This is a genomic window from Methylobacterium sp. HJ2, from assembly GCF_056431005.1.
In genome coordinates this window covers 275,449-292,916 of record NZ_JBWJYM010000008.1, presented here as the reverse complement: position 1 = coordinate 292,916, position 17,468 = coordinate 275,449, and the positions used below count along the sequence as shown (strand labels likewise).

Sequence of the window (17,468 nt, the reverse complement as noted above, 5' to 3'; positions counted from 1 at the left end):
TCCACGGCCGGCGCGGCGCGTGCCGCGCCGGTCGTTTCTCAGGCGTTCCAGACCTCCCGGTACAGCGCCTCGATCTCCGCGGCCTCGGGCACGCGGGGATTGTTGCCGGGCGAGCCCGAGGCCAGGGCCTGCCGCGCCATCAGGGGGATCAGTTCGGTCCAGCGCGCCGCATCGAGCCCGTAACGGCCGGGTCCCGGCACCTCGAGATCGGCGTTGAAGCCGCGCAGCGCCTCGATCAGCCGCGCCACCGCCGTCCCGTCGGCATCGCCCTCCCCCGCCACGCCCATGGCGCGGGCGCAGGCGGCGTAGCGCTGCTCCGCGGCGGGCGCCGAGAACGCCGTCACCGCCGGCAGCAGCATCGCGTTCGAGAGCCCGTGGGCGACGTGGAAATGCGCGCCGATCGGCCGGCTCATGCCGTGCACCAGGGCGACGGAGCTGTTCGAGAAGGCGATGCCGGCCTGGGTCGCGCCGATCATCATCGCCTCGCGGGCCGGCCGGTCGCCGGGATCCGACCAGACCCGGCGCAGATTCGGCGCGATCAGCCGCATCGCCGAGAGCGCCAGCCCGTCCGAGAACGGATTCGCGCGCTTCGAGACGTAGGCCTCGATCGCGTGGGTCAGGGCATCGATGCCGGTATCGGCGGTGAGACGGCGCGGCTTGCTCAGCGTCAGCTCGTAATCCACGAGCGCCGCCACCGGCAGATAGGCGAGCCCGATGCAGAGCATCTTCTCGTCGCTGGCCTCGTCGGTGACGATGGTGAAGCGGGTGGCTTCCGAGCCGGTGCCCGCGGTGGTGGGGATGGCGAGGATCGGCAGCCCGGCCTCGTCCTGGAGGTGGGGCGCCTTGTAGCGCGCCATCGGGCCCCCGTGCCGGGCGAGCACCGCGACCGCCTTGGCGGTGTCCATCGGGCTGCCGCCGCCGAAGCCCACGACGCAATCGTGCTCGCCCCCCCGGAGCGCGGCGAGCGCCGCCTCGACCGCGGCGACGGTGGGGTCGGGCACGGTCTCGCTGAAGACGGCGGACGCGATGCCCGCCGCGGCGAGCCCGTCCGTCAGGGCCTGAACCCGTCCGCTGCCGGCGAGGAACGGGTCGGTGACGATGAAGGGCCGCGACAGGCCGAGCTGCGCCAGGACCTCGGCCAGAAGGCCGGAGGCGCCGGCGCCGATCCGCATCAGGCGTGGCAGGGCGATGGAGGCGATCATGATAATTGTCCGTCAGAATGTCCGGTCCCCGCCAGACTAACCCGACAGGCCGGTCGCGGTCGCGGCTGAAAACGCGCGGCGGGCTCGTCGCGGAGCGGAGCCCCTCCTTGCTCGGCCGGCACGGGCGGAGGCTCGATCCCGACCGGTCCCGTGAGGACTTGTCGGCGACGGCCCCGACGGTCTCGGCGGCGGCGATCCGCCAGCCGATGGGCGCAGGCGTCCGGTCGCATCGGAGCGGCGAACGGAGCGGGCGGATGTCTTTCGGTCCGGCCGTCATCCGGGTGGGGCGGGCCCGGCTCGATCGGGGCGATCCGGGTCCGGCCTGTCAGGACGCGCCTCGAGTTCTCCGCGGTCCTCTCTTCGCCGCTCCGGGGCCTCAGGATCTGCCGGCGGCCAGCGGCGCGCCGGTCTCCCCCTCGCCCGCTGGCTGCCCGCCCTGGAACAGGGCCCGCGACTCGGCGACCTCGCGGGCGATGAAGGCTGCGACGGCGCGGATCTCGGCCGCGTCGCGGTGGTCCTCGTGGATGTGCATGTGGAAGGCCCGCCTCAGCGAGACCTGTTCGGGCAGGACCGGCACCAGGGCCGGATAGGCGGCGGCGATGAAGGCCGGGAGGATGCAGGGGCCGGCGCCCGCCAGGGTCGCGTGGACCTGCGCCAGGAGGTTCGTGCTCCGGATGCGAGCCTGGGTCTCGGGGCCGATCACGCTGAGATAGTTCAGCTCCCGCGCGAACAGCATGTCCTCGATATAGCCGACGAAGGGGTGGCGCCGCAGGTCGGCGGCGCTGCGGATCGGCTCGGCCTCGGCGAGATAGGCCGGCGCGGCGTAGACGAAGAGCCGGTAATCCGTGAGGCGCCGCGCCACCACCCGCGCCTGCTGCGGGCTCGACAGGCTGATGACGAGGTCGGCCTCGCGCTTCGACAGGCTGAAGATCCGGGCGGTCGCCATGATCTCGATCTGCAGGCCCGGATGCAGCCGGCCGAGCCGGTGCACCCGCGGGGCCAGGAAGACGCTGCCGAACCCGTCCGGCGCGCCGATCCGCACCGTGCCGGAGAGCGGGCGGGCCCCATCCTCGGCGCGCAGGTGGGCGCCGAGAAACGCGCTCTCCATCGCCTCCGCCGCGGCGAGCAGCCCCTCCCCCGCCTCGGTCAGCGCGTAGCCGAGGTTGCTCCGGTGGAACAGGCTGCGGTCGAGGCCCTGCTCCAGCGCCTGGATCCGGCGGGCGACGGTGGTGTGCTCCGTTCCGGTCAGCTCGGCCGCGGCCGTGAGCGTGCCGGTGCGCGCCACCGCCAGGAAGAAGCGCAGGTCGTCCCAGTTGCGGCCCGCCCTGCTCCGGGCGCCGCCGCGGTTGCTCGGCCACCGTGACATTGTGCATCCATGCACAACGGCTGCGAGCCCGTCCAACTTTATCGTGCAGACGCGGGCCGCTAGGGTCCCGCCAAAATCACGAGGAAACGGACAGGAGGCGCCGCATGCGCACCATCGGACATTTCATCGGCGGCAAGACCGTCGCGGGCGAGAGCGGACGCTTCGCCGACGTGTTCCATCCCTCCACCGGCGAGGTCCAGGGCCGGGTGGCGCTGGCGAGCCGAGCGGAAGTGCGCGCGGCCGTGGAGAACGCCCGCGACGCGCAGCCGGCCTGGGCGGCGCAGAACCCGCAGAAGCGCGCCCGCGTCATGATGCGCTTCCTCGAGCTGATCCGCGGCGAGATGCAGCCGCTGGCCGAGCTGCTCGCCTCCGAGCACGGCAAGACCGTGCCGGACGCCAAGGGCGACATCCAGCGCGGCGTCGAGGTGGTGGAATTCGCCTGCGGCATCCCGCACCTCCTGAAGGGCGAGTACACCGAGGGCGCGGGGCCCGGCATCGACGTCTATTCCCTGCGCCAGCCGCTCGGCGTGGTGGCGGGCATCACGCCCTTCAACTTCCCGGCGATGATCCCGCTCTGGAAATGCGCGCCGGCCATCGCCTGCGGCAACGCCTTCATCCTGAAGCCGTCCGAGCGCGATCCGGGCGTGCCCATGCGCATCGCCGAGCTGTTCCTCGAAGCCGGCCTGCCGCCGGGCATCCTCAACGTGGTCAACGGCGACAAGGAGGCGGTCGACGCCATCCTGGACGACGACGACATCCGGGCGGTCGGCTTCGTCGGCTCCTCGCAGATCGCCGAGTACATCTACGTGCGCTCCGCCCAGACGGGGAAGCGCGCCCAGTGCTTCGGCGGCGCCAAGAACCACATGATCGTGATGCCCGACGCCGACATGGGTCAGGCGGTCGATGCCCTGATCGGCGCGGGCTACGGCTCGGCGGGCGAGCGCTGCATGGCGATCTCGGTGGCGGTGCCCGTCGGCGAGGGCACGGCGGACCGGCTGATGGAGCGGCTGATCCCGCGCGTCGAATCCCTCAAGATCGGCCCGTCGCACGACGGCTCGGCCGATTACGGCCCCCTCGTCACCCGCGAGGCGGTGGAGCGGGTGAAGGGCTACATCGAGACGGGGATCCGCGAGGGCGCTGAGCTCGCCGTCGACGGCCGCGGCTTCTCGCTTCAGGGCTACGAGAACGGCTTCTACCTCGGCGGATCGCTGTTCGACCGGGTGACGCCCGAGATGTCGATCTACAAGGACGAGATCTTCGGCCCCGTGCTCTCGGTGGTGCGGGCCAAGGACTACGAGGAGGCGCTGGCCCTGCCCTCGACCCACCAGTACGGCAACGGCGTCGCCATCTTCACCCAGGACGGCGATGCGGCGCGGGACTTCACCGCGCGGGTCAATGTCGGCATGGTCGGCGTCAACGTGCCGATCCCGGTTCCGATCGCCTACCACACCTTCGGCGGCTGGAAGCGCTCGGGCTTCGGCGACCTCAACCAGCACGGGCCGGACTCGATCCGCTTCTACACCAAGACCAAGACCGTGACCCAGCGCTGGCCCTCGGGCATCAAGAGCGGCGCGGAGTTCTCGATCCCGACGATGCGGTAGGGCGGGATCGCGGTCCGCGCAGAGATCTGCCGAACTCTGCTCTTTCCCCCTCTGCGGGCCGCAGTACCCACACATCGCGGGCGCGGGCTATCCCCTCTCCCCGCTTGCGGGGAGAGGGCCGCGTCTCCCCCTCGTCGGGGAGCGCGGCGAGGCGGCAGCCGCGGGTGAGGGGGCGCGAACGGAGGAGCCTGACTCGTTTGCGCCCCCTCACCGCCGCTTCGGCTGCGCCTACGCTTCCTGCCTGCACGACGGGGTGCAGGCAGGCCTCTCCCCGCAAGCGGTGAGAGGAATGGCGGGCGCGACCGCGGCCAGAAAGACCGGAAGGACACGCCATGCGCTTCGGACTCAACGAGGATCAGGCCGCCATCCGCGAGATGGCCGCGGGCTTCGCGGCCGAGCACATCGCGCCGCACGCCCTCGACTGGGACGAGCGCAAGCACTTCCCGGTCGAGACCCTGCGGGCGGCGGCCGGGCTCGGCATGGCGGCGATCACCGTCGGGGAGGATGTCGGCGGATCCGGGCTCAGCCGCGTCGACGCGGCCATCATCTTCGAGGCGTTGGCCGAGGGCTGCCCCACCGTCGCGGCCTTCCTGTCGATCCACAATCTCACCGCCTGGATCGTCGACCGCTTCGGCAGCGACGCGCAGCGGCGGACCTGGCTGCCGGGCCTCGCCACGATGGACCGGATCGCGAGCTACTGCCTGACCGAGCCCGGCTCGGGCTCCGACGCGGCGGCGCTCCGCACCCGCGCCGAGCGCGACGGCGACCATTACGTCCTCACCGGCGAGAAGCAGTTCATCTCGGGCGCGGGCGCAAGCGACCTCTATCTCTGCATGGTCCGCACCGGCGGTCCCGGTCCCGACGGCATCTCGGCGGTGCTGGTGGAGAAGGACGCGCCCGGTCTCTCCTTCGGCGCCAACGAGCGCAAGATGGGCTGGAACGCCCAGCCCACCCGGGCGGTGCGCTTCGACGGCGTGCGCGTGCCCGTCGCCAACCGGATCGGCGCCGAGGGCCAGGGCTTCCGCATCGCGATGGCCGGGCTCGACGGCGGGCGCCTCAACATCGCGGCCTGCGCGCTCGGCGGCGCCCAGAACGCCCTGGACCGCACGCTCGCCTACATGCGCGACCGGCGCGCCTTCGGGCGGGTGCTCACCGACTTCCAGGCGCTGCAATTCCGCGTGGCCGACATGGGCACGGAACTCGAGGTGGCTCGCGCCTTCCTGCGCCACGCCGCGAGCGCGCTCGACGCCAAGGCGCCGGAGGCCACCACACTCTGCGCCATGGCCAAGCGCCACGTCACCGATGCCGCCTTCCGGGTGGCGAACGACGCGCTCCAGCTCCACGGCGGCTACGGCTACCTCGCCGAGTACGGCATCGAGAAGATCGTCCGCGACCTGCGCGTGCACCAGATCCTCGAAGGCACCAACGAGATCATGCGGGTGATCATCGCCCGGCAGCTCATCGGGGAGCGCTGATGGCCGGCCCCGAAGCAGGCGGCGAGATCCGCGTCGAGTCCCGGGGGGGCCTGGGACGCATCCGCCTCGACCGTCCGAAGGCCCTCAACGCCCTCACGCACGGCATGGTCGGCGCCATCGACGCCGCGCTCGACCGTTTCGCCGCCGACCCGGCGATCGCCGTCGTGATGCTCAGCGGCGAGGGCGAGCGCGGCTTCTGCGCGGGCGGCGACGTGCGCTCGCTCTACGAGAGCACGGGCACCGGCTTCGCCGAGACCTTCTGGCGCGACGAGTACCGCCTCGACGCCCGCATCGCCCGGTTCGGGAAGCCGGTCGTGGCGGTGATGGACGGCATCACCATGGGGGGCGGCGTCGGCCTCGCCGGCCATGCCCGCCACCGCGTCGTCACCGAGCGCTCCCGCGTCGCCATGCCGGAGACCGGCATCGGCTACCTGCCGGATGTCGGGGCAACGTGGCTCTTGCCGCGGGCCCCCGGCGAGACCGGGACCTATCTGGGGCTGACCGGCGCGCCGATGGACGCGGCCGACGCGCTCTACGCGGGCTTCGCCGACAGCCTCGTGCCGGTCGCGGCCCTCCCCCGCCTGGCCGAGGCGCTGGAGGGCCTCGAGCCCGGCGCCGATTCCGACGACGTCGCCGTGGCGATCCAGGCGCTGGCGCAGGCGCCGGGCCCCGCCTCCCTCGTCCGGGACCGCGGGGTGATCGACCGCTGCTTCGGCTTCGACATGGTGGAGGAGATCCTGGCCGCGCTCGACGCGGACGGCTCGGACTTCGCCGCCCGCACCGCGGCGACGCTCCGCGAGAAGGCGCCCGCCAGCCTCGTCCTCACCCTCTGCCTGCTGCGGCTCGGCCGCACGGCGCCGGATCTCGAGACCTGCCTGGAGCGCGAGTTCCACGCCTCGCTCGCCGTGCTCGCCGAGGGCGATTTCCGCGAGGGCGTGCGTGCCGCGGTGATCGACAAGGACCGCCAGCCGCGCTGGTCGCCGGCCACGCTGAATGCGGTCGATCCGGCCCGCATCGCGCGCTGGCTCGAGCGCCGGGCCGAGCCCGTCTTTGCGTGAGCCATCGCGACGCGCCGGGGCGTCGAGCGAGACCAGGACCGGGCCCCGTGAGGGCCCGGCGCGACAGGGGAGAAGCCACATGGCGCAGACCATCGGATTCATCGGGCTCGGCAACATGGGCGGGCCCATGGCGGCCAACCTCGTCAAGGCCGGGCACGCGGTCCGGGGCTTCGACCTCGTGCCCGCCTCCCTCGACGCGGCGCGCGAGGCGGGCGTGACGGTGGCGGACTCGGCCCTCGCCGCGGCCGAGGGCGCCGACGTGGTGATCACCATGCTGCCGGCCGGGCGCCACGTCGTCGAGGTCTGGACCCAGGTCGCCGAAGCCGTTCCCGCCGGCACCCTCCTGATCGATTCCTCCACCGTCGACGTCGAGAGCGCGCGCCGCGCCCACGCGCTCGCCGAGGCGCGGGGCTGCCCGGCGATCGACGCGCCGGTCTCCGGCGGCACCGGGGGTGCCAAGGCCGGCACGCTCACCTTCATGGCGGGCGGCGCCGAGGCGGCCTTCGCCCGGGCGGAGCCGATCCTCAAGGCGATGGGCAAGTCGGTGTTCCATTGCGGGCAGGCGGGCGCCGGCCAGGCCGCCAAGATCTGCAACAACATGATCCTCGGCATCTCGATGATCGGCGTCTGCGAGGCCTTCGCCCTCGGCGAGAAGCTCGGCCTGACCCGGCAGGCGCTCTACGACGTCGCCTCGGTCTCCTCCGGCCAGTGCTGGTCGCTGACGACCTACTGCCCGGTGCCGGGCCCGGTGCCGACCTCGCCCGCCAACGCCGATTACCGCCCGGGCTTCGCCGCCGCCCTGATGCTGAAGGACCTGCGCCTCGCCCAGGCCGCGGCGGCGGCCTCGGGCGCGACGACGCCGCTCGGCGCGGAGGCCGCGCAGCTCTACGCCCTGTTCGACGCCCTCGGGCACGGCGGAGAGGACTTTTCCGGCATCATCCGTATGCTGCGCGGGCGCGAGAGCGGAGACGCGGCCTGATGGACACCGAGACGATCCTCACCGAGACGCGCGGACGCGTCCGGCTCATCACCCTGAACCGTCCCAAGGCCCTGAACGCGATCAACCGGCAGCTCACCGCCGAGCTGATCGCGGCGGCGGTGGAGGCCGATGCCGACCCGCAGATCGGCTGCATCGTGATCACCGGCTCGGCCCGGGCCTTCGCGGCGGGCGCCGACATCAAGGAGATGCAGTCGGCGACCTACGCCGAGATGTATGCGGGCGACCGCTTCGCCGATTGGGAGCGCTTCACGGCCGTGCGGACGCCGATCGTCGCCGCCGTGGCGGGCTACGCGCTGGGCGGCGGCTGCGAGCTCGCCATGATGTGCGACTTCATCCTCGCCGCCGACACCGCCATGTTCGGCCAGCCCGAGATCAAGCTCGGGGTGATGCCGGGCATCGGCGGCAGCCAGCGCCTCACCCGCTTCGTCGGCAAGTCGAAGGCGATGGAGATGTGCCTGACCGGTCGCACTATGGACGCCGCCGAGGCCGAGCGCGCCGGCCTCGTTGCGCGGGTGATCCCGGCCGACGGTCTCCTCGACGAGGCCCTCAGGACGGCCGAGACCATCGCGTCGATGTCGTTGCCCATCGCCATGATGACCAAGGAGGCGGTGAACCGGTCCTACGAGACCACCCTCACCGAGGGCGTGCGCTTCGAGCGCCGGGTCTTCCACGCCATGTTCGCCACCGAGGACCAGAAGGAGGGCATGGCCGCCTTCGTCGAGAAACGGCCGCCCGTGTTCCGGAACGGCTGAGTCCGGCCTCGCTCGACAGCCGCGACGCAGGGTATGAGATCGCCCGCCGCGCCCCCGCAGAGGGGACGGAGGAAGAAGGGTTGGGAGAGACGCCGATGCCGAGTTTCCGCGAGGCCCGCGACCTGCTGCTCGCGCACCGCAGCGACCACGCGGCGGCGGTGTCGGCCTTCCGCTGGCCCGATCCGGTGCCGTTCAACTGGGCGCTCGACTGGTTCGACGCCGACCTCGCCGCCGCGCCCGAGAGCCGCGACCGCACCGCGCTCTGGATCGTCGAGGCGGGCACCGGCGCCGAGACCCGGCTGAGCTTCTCCGAGCTGAGCCGGCGCTCGAATCAGGTCGCCAACCACCTGCGGAGCCTGGGGCTCGCCCGCGGCGATCATCTGCTCCTGCTCCTCGGCAACGTCCCGGCCCTGTGGGAGACCATGCTGGCGGCGATGAAGCTCGGGGCCGTGGTGATCCCCGCGACCACGCTGCTCACCGGCGACGAGCTCGCCGACCGGCTCGAGCGCGGGCGCCCCCGCCTCATCGTGGCGGGGCCCGAGCAGATCGCCCGCTTCGAGGGGCTCGCCACCGACGGGATCGTCCGCGTCGTCACGGGGCCGGCGGCGGCCGGCTGGCGGGCCTACGACGAGGCCTTCGCGGCGAGCGAGGCGTTCGCGCCGGATGCGGCGACCGCGGCCGACGACCCGCTGCTCCTCTATTTCACCTCCGGCACCACCGCGAAGCCGAAGCTGGTGCGCCACAGCCACCGCTCCTATCCGGTCGGCGCCCTCTCGACCATGTACTGGCTGGGGCTCAAGCCCGGCGACATCCACTGCAACGTCTCCTCGCCCGGCTGGGCCAAGCACGCCTGGAGCTCGTTCTTCGCGCCCTGGAACGCGGGGGCCACCATCTTCGTGGTCAATCAGGCGCCGTTCAGCGCCGCGGCGCTGCTCGGCGTGATCCAGCGCTGCGGCGTGACCACCCTCTGCGCCCCGCCGACCGTCTGGCGGCTGGTGATCCAGGAGGACCTCGGCGCCTACGACCTCGCGCTGCGCGAGGTCTGCGCGGCGGGCGAGCCGCTCAATCCCGAAGTGATCGACCGGGTCGCCGCCGCCTGGGGCGTCACCATCCGCGACGGCTACGGCCAGACCGAGACGACCGCGCTGGTGGCCAACAGCCCCGGCGAGGCCGTGCAGCCGGGCTCGATGGGGCGGCCGCTGCCGGGCTACCCGATCGCGGTGCTCGATCCCGACGGCAACCCGGCCACCGAGGGCGAGGTCTGCCTGCGCCTCGACGGCGAGCGCCCGGCCGGGCTGATGCAGGGCTACGACGACGGCACCGGCCGCCTCTCGGGCGCCGACGGCGCGCTCTACCGCAGCGGCGACGTGGCCTTCGTCGACCCCGACGGCCGCCTCACCTTCGTCGGGCGGGCCGACGACGTGTTCAAGTCCTCGGGCTACCGGATCAGCCCGTTCGAGCTGGAGAGCGTGCTGATCGAGCACCCCGCCATCGCCGAGGCGGCGGTGATCCCGGCGCCGGACGCCATCCGCCACACCGTGCCGAAGGCCTACGTCTCCCTGGTCGCCGGGTATGAGCCGAGCCCGGAGACCGCCCTCGACATCTTCCGCTTCACCAATGCGCGGCTCGCCACCTTCAAGCGCCTGCGCGGCGTGGAGTTCGTGACCGAGCTGCCCAAGACCATCTCGGGCAAGATCCGCCGGGTCCAGCTCCGCCGCCTGGAGCATGACGGCCGGATTGACGATCCCTATCGCGGCCGGAGCTTCGCGCAGACGGACTTTCCGGAACTGCGCCACGACGGCGAGCGCAAACCGGCCTGAACCGCCACTGCGTCCGATCGCGCGATTCCGCGCGATCGGCGTAACCGGGGATTCATCCGCGGCTGCGAGGCTCCAGCATGTCCGCGACCCTCGCCACCGCCGTCCAGATGACGGGCGCCGCCGTCTCCCAGCAGATCGGCGTCGCCGTCGCGCGCCAGCAGATCGCCGCCGATCGCGCGGTTGCCGACCTCGTGGCGCAGAGCGTGCCCGCGGCCCCTCCGGGCCAGGGCCAGCGCCTCGACATCCGGGCCTGATCGATCGGGTCGGGATCTCGGTCAGCCGAGCCTGCGCAACGCGCGCAAAGTCCGGATCCACCTGCCGAAGCGATGATCCGGGCTTGGCCTGGGGGCCGTTTCGACGCGGGCCGGCGCCCCTGGAAGCCTGGCCCACAATCGACCATATCGGGCTGGCCCTCCCCGACAATCCCTTCGTCGCGTGCTCAGACTCGTCATCCTCGCGCTCCTGCTCGTCTATCTCGCACCCATCGCCGTCTCGGCCCTGCTCTACGCGGCCCGCGCCCGCGGCGACTGGCGCTCGGCGGATCGGTCGAGCGCCGGGCTGCTCCCCGATCCGAGGCAGCACGAGGCCGCCGTGGTCCGGATCTTCTCGGCGCGGACCGTCAGCTGGCGCGGGATCCTGGCGACCCACAGCTGGATCGTGGTGAAGGAGGCCGGCGCCCGCTCCTACAGCCGCTTCGACTACACCGCCTGGGGCAACCCGATCTGGACCGACCGCTTCGTCCCGGACGGGCGCTGGTTCGGCAGCCTGCCCGAGACCGTGTTCAGCGCCGACGGAGCCGAGGCCGCGCCCCTGATCCCGCGGATCCGAAGGGTGATCGCGAGCTACCGCTACGCGGCGCCCGGCGATTACAGCGTCTGGCCGGGGCCGAACTCGAACACCTTCGTGGCGGCGGTGATGGCGGCGGTGCCGGAGATGCGCGCGACCCTTCCGGCGACCGCGATCGGCAAGGACTTTCCGTATGACGGGCGCTGGTACGGCACCACGCCGTCGGGCACCGGGATCCGGATCAATCTCGGCGGCTATGTCGGGCTGACCGTCGGCTGGGTCGAGGGCGTCGAGCTGAACATCCTGGGCGCGGTGGCCGGCTTCGACCTGCGCCGCCCGGCCCTGAAACTGCCCGCGGTGGGACGCCTCGGCCTCTGAAGAGCGGGGGCTAGGGCCCGCATGTGCGCCCCCGCACGCCCCTCCGCGCCGGGCCAGGGCACGAAACATGGGCGAAACCGTCGAGCCTCAGGGTTCGGGTCGATCGCAGCGCGGAGGCGCCCCATGACGCTCGCACACCCGTTCCGGACCCTTTCGGCCCTGCTGGCCGCGGCCGGCCTGATCGTCGTTCCGCTGGCGAACCCGCTGCTGCTCTCCGTCTGCCTGATCCTTGCGGGCGTGCTGACGGCCTGGCGCGGGGCCGCCGAGTTCAGCGCCCTGTTCGCCGGCGCCTCGCAGAGCCGCGTCGTCTTCCGGCATTATCTCTGAGGCCGGGTTCGTCCGCCCGACACGGGAGCCCCGGGTCACGGGCGACCGCGCCGGCCCCGACCCCGCCCAGGCACCCCGAACGGCCGGTGGTCGGGCGGATCTGACCCTGTCGCCGCTGGGCCGTTGCCCCCGCGGATCGAGTCCGCCGACCGCGCCAATTTCCCTCGGCGGCGCCCGGATCGGAGCCGGACCCGCTGCGGCGCCTTGTCCTCCGCCCCGAACCGCCCCGCAAACCCGCTCCCTCGGCGCGTCGAGCGTCCGGGCGGCCGCATCCCTGGCGACGCGGCGCTGCGGTCGACGACCGGCCGCCCGTCCTCCGGGCGGATGCCGTGCCCGGCCCGCCTCCCCGATCCTCGCGATCCGGCATCGTCCTTGAAGCGGCCTCGCCGCAGGACGCGCCGAGGGGGCGCCGTCGTCCCGGATCGGGACGGACCTGTCGGGGAGCGGTAACGAAACGATGACGCGTCGGTTCACACTGATCCAGGGTGGCCTCTCGGAACAGGCGGCCGCCACCGAGCGCCCGGTCGCCGCGCCTCCGGCCCAGGCGTGGCGGGTCGAGCTGCATCCGGCGCGCGCCGTCGATGCCGAGGCCATAGCCGCCTGGCGCGCCCTGATGACCCGCAACGGCATCGTCGATCCGTTCAGCGATCCCGATTACCTCCTGACCGCGGCGCGTCACCAATCCGCCGGGCGTCAGATCGCCTTCGCCCTCGCCTGGGACGGGTGCGGGGACCATCCGGTCCTCCGGGGTGTCGTGCCGCTGGCGATCGCCTATCCGCTCGTCGGTCGCGATCACGCCGCCACCTGGCAGCCGAACGGGCCGCAGGCACCCGCCCTGATCGACCACGACCGCGCCGTCGAGATCCTCATCGCGATCCGGACCCGCCTCGCCTGCCTCGACCGGCCCCTCGGGCTCTCCGATTCGGCTCCGGCCGGCCGCCCGCCCGCCGGCCCGCGCGTCGAGGCCGCGCGGCCGAGCGCGGCTCTCGCCGGCGCCGCGCCGCGCCGGGCGCAGGGTGTGCCGGCCGGAAGCCTTCTCGGCATCCGGCCCGAGGGCTACGTCGCCCCGAGCGTGACGCATATCCGCGAGCCCGCCGAGTTGCGCGACGCGGTCGAGGAGTTCCTGGCCCTCGACGCGCGCACGTCCCGGCGCCCGATCATCGCCGATCCGTCCGAGGCCACCATGGTCCGGGTGGTCACCCGCCTGTTCGGCCGCCGCCGCCAGGCATCGGTCGAACTCGGCAGCCGCGCCGGCATCGTGGTCTCGGGCGCCGTCCATCTCGGCAGCGGACCGGCCTCGGTGGCGTGGCGGCGCGCGGCGGGCGTCTGATCGCGCCGGTCAGGCGACCTGCGGGGCGCGCCGCGCGAGACCGCCCGGCAGGGCGCGGGCGAGGACGCAGCCGAGGGTCGCCAGCGCGAGGATCAATCCGAGCGGGATGCCGGTGGCATCCATGCAGATCCGCAACATCGCGGCGGCCGGCGTCGCGAGGAGGAGCCAGCGCTCGTGCGGGCGCAGGCCGCCGGCCGCGCCGTCCCGTCCGACCGCCGCGACGACGAGGAGCGCGGTGGCGGGCACCAGTGGGGCGAGATCGTAGACCGGGACGTAGGGCGACAGCATCGGTGCGGCGGCGAGCAGCGTCGCCGCGCGCAGCCGGTGATCCGGGCAGGTGGCCCAGACCCGCCACGCCAGCGCGAGCACGGCGAGGCTCACGGCGATCTGGAACGCCCAGGCCGCCGCCATGCCGCCGCCCGCGAGCCGCACCGCCCCGAAGGCGCTGGCGTTGAGGTCGAGACCGGCCGCCGCGTTCTGCAGGATGATCCGGTTGGTCTCGCCGAGCGTGCCGAGGAAGCCGATCCACGGTGCCGTCCCGAAGGCCGCGAGCGCGGCGAGGCTGAGGCCCGCGATGGTCGCGAGGCAGGCGGCGAGGCACGCCCTGCGGCCGGTGACGAGCAGGAGGCAGGGCGCGAGCGCCGCCAGTTGCGGCTTGTAGCAGACGAGGCCGAAGCAGATCCCGGCCAGCCAGGGCCGGCGGTCGCACAGCATCCCGCCCAGCGTCAGCAGCCCGGCGGTGTAGAGGCCGTTCTGGCCGTAGGTCAGGTTGCAGAAGACGAGCGGGTGGGCGCACCCGATCAGCATTGCGGGCGTCCCGCCCATGAGCCGGAGCGCCGCCGCGAACAGCGCGAGCCCACCGGCCGCCCAGACCAGGAAGCCCGCTTGCGGCGACAGCAGCGCCACCGCCGCCGCCGGGAGGTGGAAGACCGGCGGATAGTGCCAGGCGAAGCGGCAATCCGGACCGAAGGCCTCGCGCAGGTTCTGGAGATGGCGCGTCAGGTCGTAGGGCTCCGCGGCGGCGCCGCGCAGGGCGCTCTGCCCCACGACCCAGACCTGCGTGAAGTCGTTGCCGAGGATGTCCCCGAGCCAGTTGCGGCGCGGCTCAGGCCCGGTCCCGAACGCGACCGCCACGATGGCGAGGGTGAGCGGCACGAGGATCAGGCTGGCGAGCCGGGCGAGGCGGAAGAGCCGCGCGTCGCTGGTGACGAGGTCGCGCAGATCCGCGCCGAGGGCATGGAGAGGCGACGCAGGCATGGGGGCTTCCCGGACGATCCGGGCAGCAGCCTAGGGCGCCGCGGGTTCCGGCGCGGTTAACGCTCTCAGGCCGCGCGCAATTCTTCCTTGAGGAAGGCCCGCACCGCCTCCCGGTCGATGCCCGGCGCGATGAAGCTGCGTCCGATGCCGCGCGCGAGGATGAAGGTCAGGGCGCCGTCGCGCACCTTCTTGTCCTGCGCCATGGCGTCGAGGAGCGCCTCGGCGTCGCCGCTGCCGCCCGGCACCTGGGACAGCCGCGTCGGCAGGCCCGCGAGCGCGAGATGGTTGGCGACGCGGCCCGCCTCCTGTCCCGAGCACAGCCCGAGGCGTGCCGAGAAGCGGAAGGCCAGGGCGAGGCCGATGGCGACGCCCTCCCCGTGCACGAGGCGCTCGGAGCTGTAGCCGGTGATGCGCTCCAGGGCATGCCCGAAGGTGTGGCCGAGATTGAGCAGGGCCCGCTCGCCGTCCTCGCGCTCGTCGCGCACCACGACGCCGGCCTTGGCGCGACAGCAGATCGCCACCGCCTCGTCGCGCTCCGGGCCGCCCGCGAAGATCCCGCGCCAATGGGCCTCGCACCAGTCGAAGAAGTCCGCGTCGGCGATCAGGCCGTACTTCGCCACCTCGGCGTAGCCCGCCCGCATCTCCCGCTCCGAGAGCGTATCGAGGCTCGCCGTGTCGGCGAGCACGAGCCGGGGCTGGTGGAAGGCGCCGATCAGGTTCTTGCCGAGCGGCGCGTTGATGCCGGTCTTGCCGCCCACCGAGGAATCGACCTGGGCGAGCAGCGTCGTCGGCACCTGCACGAAGCGCACGCCGCGTCGGAGCGTGGCCGCCGCGAAGCCCGCGAGATCGCCGACGACGCCGCCGCCGAGCGCCACCACCAGGTCGCCGCGCTCGATGCGCAGCCCGAGCAGCCCGTCGCAGACCTCGGCGTAGCCCGCGTAGGATTTGGACCCCTCGCCGGGCGCCACGGCGATCAGTCCGGTGCGCAGACCGGCCGCCGCGAGGCTGGCGGCGAGGCGGTCGCCGTAGAGGGCGGCGACCGTGGTGTCGGTGACGATGCCGGCCGCCCGCGCGCCGAGGGCGGCGGCCTGCCGGCCCGCGGCCTCGATCAGCCCGCGGCCGATCAGGATGTCGTAGGCGCGGCCCGCATCGAGCGGCACGTGGACGGTCAGGTGGGTCATGGCTGTGGGCTACTGCGCGGCGGCGATGGCGGGCGGCGTGAGGTAGGCGTCGATGGCCTCGAGGACGTCCTGAACCACGCGGTCGTGCGCCACGTCCCGGGACAGAACCTCGACGTCGGCCTCGGCATAGACGGGATGGCGCGCCGCCATCAGCGCCCGCATCGTCTCCTCCGGATCGTCCGTCTCGAGCAGCGGGCGGTTGCCGCGTTTGCGCACCCGCCGCATCAGCACGTCGAGCTCGGCCTTGAGCCAGACCGAGACGCTGGATTCCGCGATGCGCGCCCGGGTGGTCTCGCGCATGAAGGCGCCCCCGCCGGTCGCCAGCACCAGGGGGCCGGCCCGCAGCAGGCGCGAGATCACCCGCTCCTCGCCGTCGCGAAAGCTCGGCTCGCCGTAGATCGCGAAGATGTCGGGGATGGTCAGGCCGGCCGCGGCCTCGATCTCGATATCGGCATCTTTGAACAGTAGGCCGAGCCGCGCGGCCAGCCGCCGCCCGACGGTGCTCTTGCCCGCACCCATCAGCCCGACGAGCACGATCGACCGGGGCCCGAGGGCCCGGCGCAGGCGTGCTTCGATCGGTTCGCCGCCCGTCTCGGCAGGCTCGGTCATCGCAGGAAACGTCGCATGGAGTTGGGGTCTTAGCGCGTTTGCCGGGCACAGGGAACGGCCGCTGCGGGCCGCCCACCGGCACCTGTGTCGTCCCGGGCCTTGCCATCGCGGCAGGCGCGTGATGCAACCCCCAAGCCCGCTCCGGGAACCGGCCCCCGTTTCGGGAACCGGGGCCCGTCTTGGGAGATCAGCCGTCCGCCTCCCGCCTCCGCACGCCCGAGATTGATCCGCTGTGCCGACCCTGTTCCGTTTCTTCGCGACGCTCGCCATCCTGGCCGGCCTCGTCTTCGCGGGGATGTTCGCGCTCGCGACCTTCGTGAAGCCGACGCCTCGCGAGATGAGCGTCACGATTCCGCCCGCCAAGCTCCAGCCCGGCGGCAAGTGACGCCGCCATCGACGCGCCGGCCGGCTTCCGCGCCGCCCGCGCCCGAGATCGCAGCCTATCTCGACATGCTGGCGGCCGAGCGGGGGGCGGCCGCCAACACGCTCGCCGCCTATCGGCGCGACCTCGACGCGTATCTCGCCCATCTCGGTGCGGCGGGCCTCGACACCGGCGGCGTCAGCGCCGGCGATCTGCGGGCCTATCTGGTCGCGCTGGAGGCCAGCGGATTGTCGGCGGCCTCGGCCGCCCGCAAGCTGTCCTGCGTGCGCGGCTTCCACAAGTTCCTGTACGCGGAAGGCTTGAGCACGGGCGATCCGAGCGCCCCGGTCGCGGGGCCGCGCCGCGGGCGCACCCTGCCGAAGGTCCTGGGCGTCGCCGAGGTGGACCGCCTGCTGGCCACGGTACGCGACCGGGTCGGACGGGCGGAGCGGCCGGGCGAGGCCGCCCGGGCGCTGCGGATGCTCTGCCTGCTGGAGGTGCTCTACGCGACGGGCCTGCGCGTCTCCGAGCTGATCAGCCTGCCGCGCGGGGCGGCGACCACGCGGGAGCGCTACCTCGTCGTTCGCGGCAAGGGCGGTCGCGAGCGGCTCGTGCCCCTCACCGATCTCGCGCGCGCGGCCATGCGCGACCATCTCGCGGGCCTCGCCGCCGACGGGCCCTGGCTGTTTCCGGCCGACAGCGAGAGCGGGCACCTCACGCGCCAAGCCTTCGCTCGCGACCTGAAGGTCGCCGCGGCCGAGGCGGGCATCCGGGCCGACCGCATCAGCCCGCACGTGCTCCGCCACGCCTTCGCCAGCCACCTCCTGCAGAACGGGGCCGATCTGCGGGTGGTCCAGGAGCTGCTCGGCCATGCCGACATCTCGACCACGCAGATCTACACCCACGTGCTCGACGAGCGCCTGAAGAGCATGGTCCGCGACCTGCACCCGCTGATGGACGAGTGA

The 17,468-nt window shown here is 73.2% G+C and carries 17 protein-coding genes; 12 read left to right on the top strand and 5 right to left on the bottom strand.

The features are described from left to right. Positions 1-38 precede the first annotated feature (38 nt). Together ACS5RC_RS20020 and ACS5RC_RS20015 are read right to left on the bottom strand one after the other, a co-directional pair. Positions 39-1,202, bottom strand: a complete 1,164-nt coding sequence (locus ACS5RC_RS20020; RefSeq protein WP_478345660.1) for an iron-containing alcohol dehydrogenase — start codon at positions 1,200-1,202, stop codon at positions 39-41. Between the two features lie 376 nt (positions 1,203-1,578). Next, positions 1,579-2,568, bottom strand: coding sequence for a LysR family transcriptional regulator (locus tag ACS5RC_RS20015; protein WP_478345659.1), 990 nt, complete (start codon positions 2,566-2,568; stop codon positions 1,579-1,581). Positions 2,569-2,672: 104 nt separating this feature from the next. Between ACS5RC_RS20015 and ACS5RC_RS20010 the strand changes: the two genes are divergently transcribed. From ACS5RC_RS20010 to ACS5RC_RS19965, 10 genes are all read left to right on the top strand, one after another. Continuing rightward, positions 2,673-4,169 carry a CoA-acylating methylmalonate-semialdehyde dehydrogenase gene (locus ACS5RC_RS20010; RefSeq protein WP_478345658.1) on the top strand — a complete coding sequence of 499 codons (1,497 nt, stop codon included), beginning with the start codon at positions 2,673-2,675 and terminating at the stop codon, positions 4,167-4,169. Positions 4,170-4,501: 332 nt separating this feature from the next. Beyond that, the gene (locus tag ACS5RC_RS20005) at positions 4,502-5,644 is read left to right on the top strand and encodes an acyl-CoA dehydrogenase family protein (protein WP_478345657.1); all 1,143 of its coding nucleotides are present in this window, start codon (positions 4,502-4,504) and stop codon (positions 5,642-5,644) included. Then, positions 5,644-6,702: an enoyl-CoA hydratase/isomerase family protein gene (locus tag ACS5RC_RS20000; protein WP_478345656.1), complete on the top strand. Its 1,059-nt coding sequence runs from the start codon at positions 5,644-5,646 to the stop codon at positions 6,700-6,702. Before ACS5RC_RS20005 ends, ACS5RC_RS20000 begins: the two co-directional genes overlap by 1 nt. 79 nt (positions 6,703-6,781) lie before the next feature. Beyond that, positions 6,782-7,681 carry a 3-hydroxyisobutyrate dehydrogenase gene (gene mmsB / locus ACS5RC_RS19995; RefSeq protein ID WP_478345655.1) on the top strand — a complete coding sequence of 300 codons (900 nt, stop codon included), beginning with the start codon at positions 6,782-6,784 and terminating at the stop codon, positions 7,679-7,681. Further along, complete coding sequence (locus ACS5RC_RS19990; protein ID WP_478345654.1) at positions 7,681-8,454, top strand: enoyl-CoA hydratase; 774 nt, start codon at positions 7,681-7,683, stop codon at positions 8,452-8,454. Before mmsB ends, ACS5RC_RS19990 begins: the two co-directional genes overlap by 1 nt. Before the next feature lie 95 nt (positions 8,455-8,549). Continuing rightward, complete coding sequence (locus ACS5RC_RS19985; RefSeq protein ID WP_478345653.1) at positions 8,550-10,274, top strand: AMP-binding protein; 1,725 nt, start codon at positions 8,550-8,552, stop codon at positions 10,272-10,274. Positions 10,275-10,351: 77 nt separating this feature from the next. Beyond that, positions 10,352-10,528 (top strand): hypothetical protein, encoded by a 177-nt coding sequence (locus ACS5RC_RS19980; protein WP_478345652.1) that lies wholly within the window; start codon positions 10,352-10,354, stop codon positions 10,526-10,528. Between the two features lie 181 nt (positions 10,529-10,709). Continuing rightward, positions 10,710-11,438 carry a DUF3750 domain-containing protein gene (locus ACS5RC_RS19975; protein ID WP_478345651.1) on the top strand — a complete coding sequence of 243 codons (729 nt, stop codon included), beginning with the start codon at positions 10,710-10,712 and terminating at the stop codon, positions 11,436-11,438. A 123-nt stretch (positions 11,439-11,561) separates the two neighbouring features. Then, positions 11,562-11,765 carry a hypothetical protein gene (locus ACS5RC_RS19970; RefSeq protein ID WP_478345650.1) on the top strand — a complete coding sequence of 68 codons (204 nt, stop codon included), beginning with the start codon at positions 11,562-11,564 and terminating at the stop codon, positions 11,763-11,765. Positions 11,766-12,222: 457 nt separating this feature from the next. Then, on the top strand, positions 12,223-13,095 hold the full coding sequence (locus tag ACS5RC_RS19965; protein WP_478345649.1) for a GNAT family N-acetyltransferase: 873 nt from the start codon (positions 12,223-12,225) through the stop codon (positions 13,093-13,095). Between the two features lie 9 nt (positions 13,096-13,104). On the opposite strand, the gene ACS5RC_RS19960 is transcribed toward ACS5RC_RS19965, so the two are convergent. The 3 genes from ACS5RC_RS19960 to ACS5RC_RS19950 all read right to left on the bottom strand — a co-directional run bounded on the left by ACS5RC_RS19960 (position 13,105) and on the right by ACS5RC_RS19950 (position 16,142). Next, positions 13,105-14,352, bottom strand: a complete 1,248-nt coding sequence (locus tag ACS5RC_RS19960; protein ID WP_478345648.1) for a glycosyltransferase family 87 protein — start codon at positions 14,350-14,352, stop codon at positions 13,105-13,107. 65 nt (positions 14,353-14,417) lie between these two features. Beyond that, positions 14,418-15,533, bottom strand: coding sequence for a 3-dehydroquinate synthase (gene aroB / locus ACS5RC_RS19955; protein ID WP_478345647.1), 1,116 nt, complete (start codon positions 15,531-15,533; stop codon positions 14,418-14,420). A 9-nt stretch (positions 15,534-15,542) separates the two neighbouring features. Beyond that, positions 15,543-16,142: a shikimate kinase gene (locus ACS5RC_RS19950; protein ID WP_478345646.1), complete on the bottom strand. Its 600-nt coding sequence runs from the start codon at positions 16,140-16,142 to the stop codon at positions 15,543-15,545. A gap of 232 nt (positions 16,143-16,374) precedes the next feature. On the opposite strand from ACS5RC_RS19950, the gene ACS5RC_RS19945 reads away from it, so the two are divergent. After that, positions 16,375-16,527 carry a histidine kinase gene (locus ACS5RC_RS19945; protein WP_478345645.1) on the top strand — a complete coding sequence of 51 codons (153 nt, stop codon included), beginning with the start codon at positions 16,375-16,377 and terminating at the stop codon, positions 16,525-16,527. Continuing rightward, complete coding sequence (locus ACS5RC_RS19940) at positions 16,524-17,468, top strand: site-specific tyrosine recombinase XerD (RefSeq protein WP_478345644.1); 945 nt, start codon at positions 16,524-16,526, stop codon at positions 17,466-17,468. Before ACS5RC_RS19945 ends, ACS5RC_RS19940 begins: the two co-directional genes overlap by 4 nt.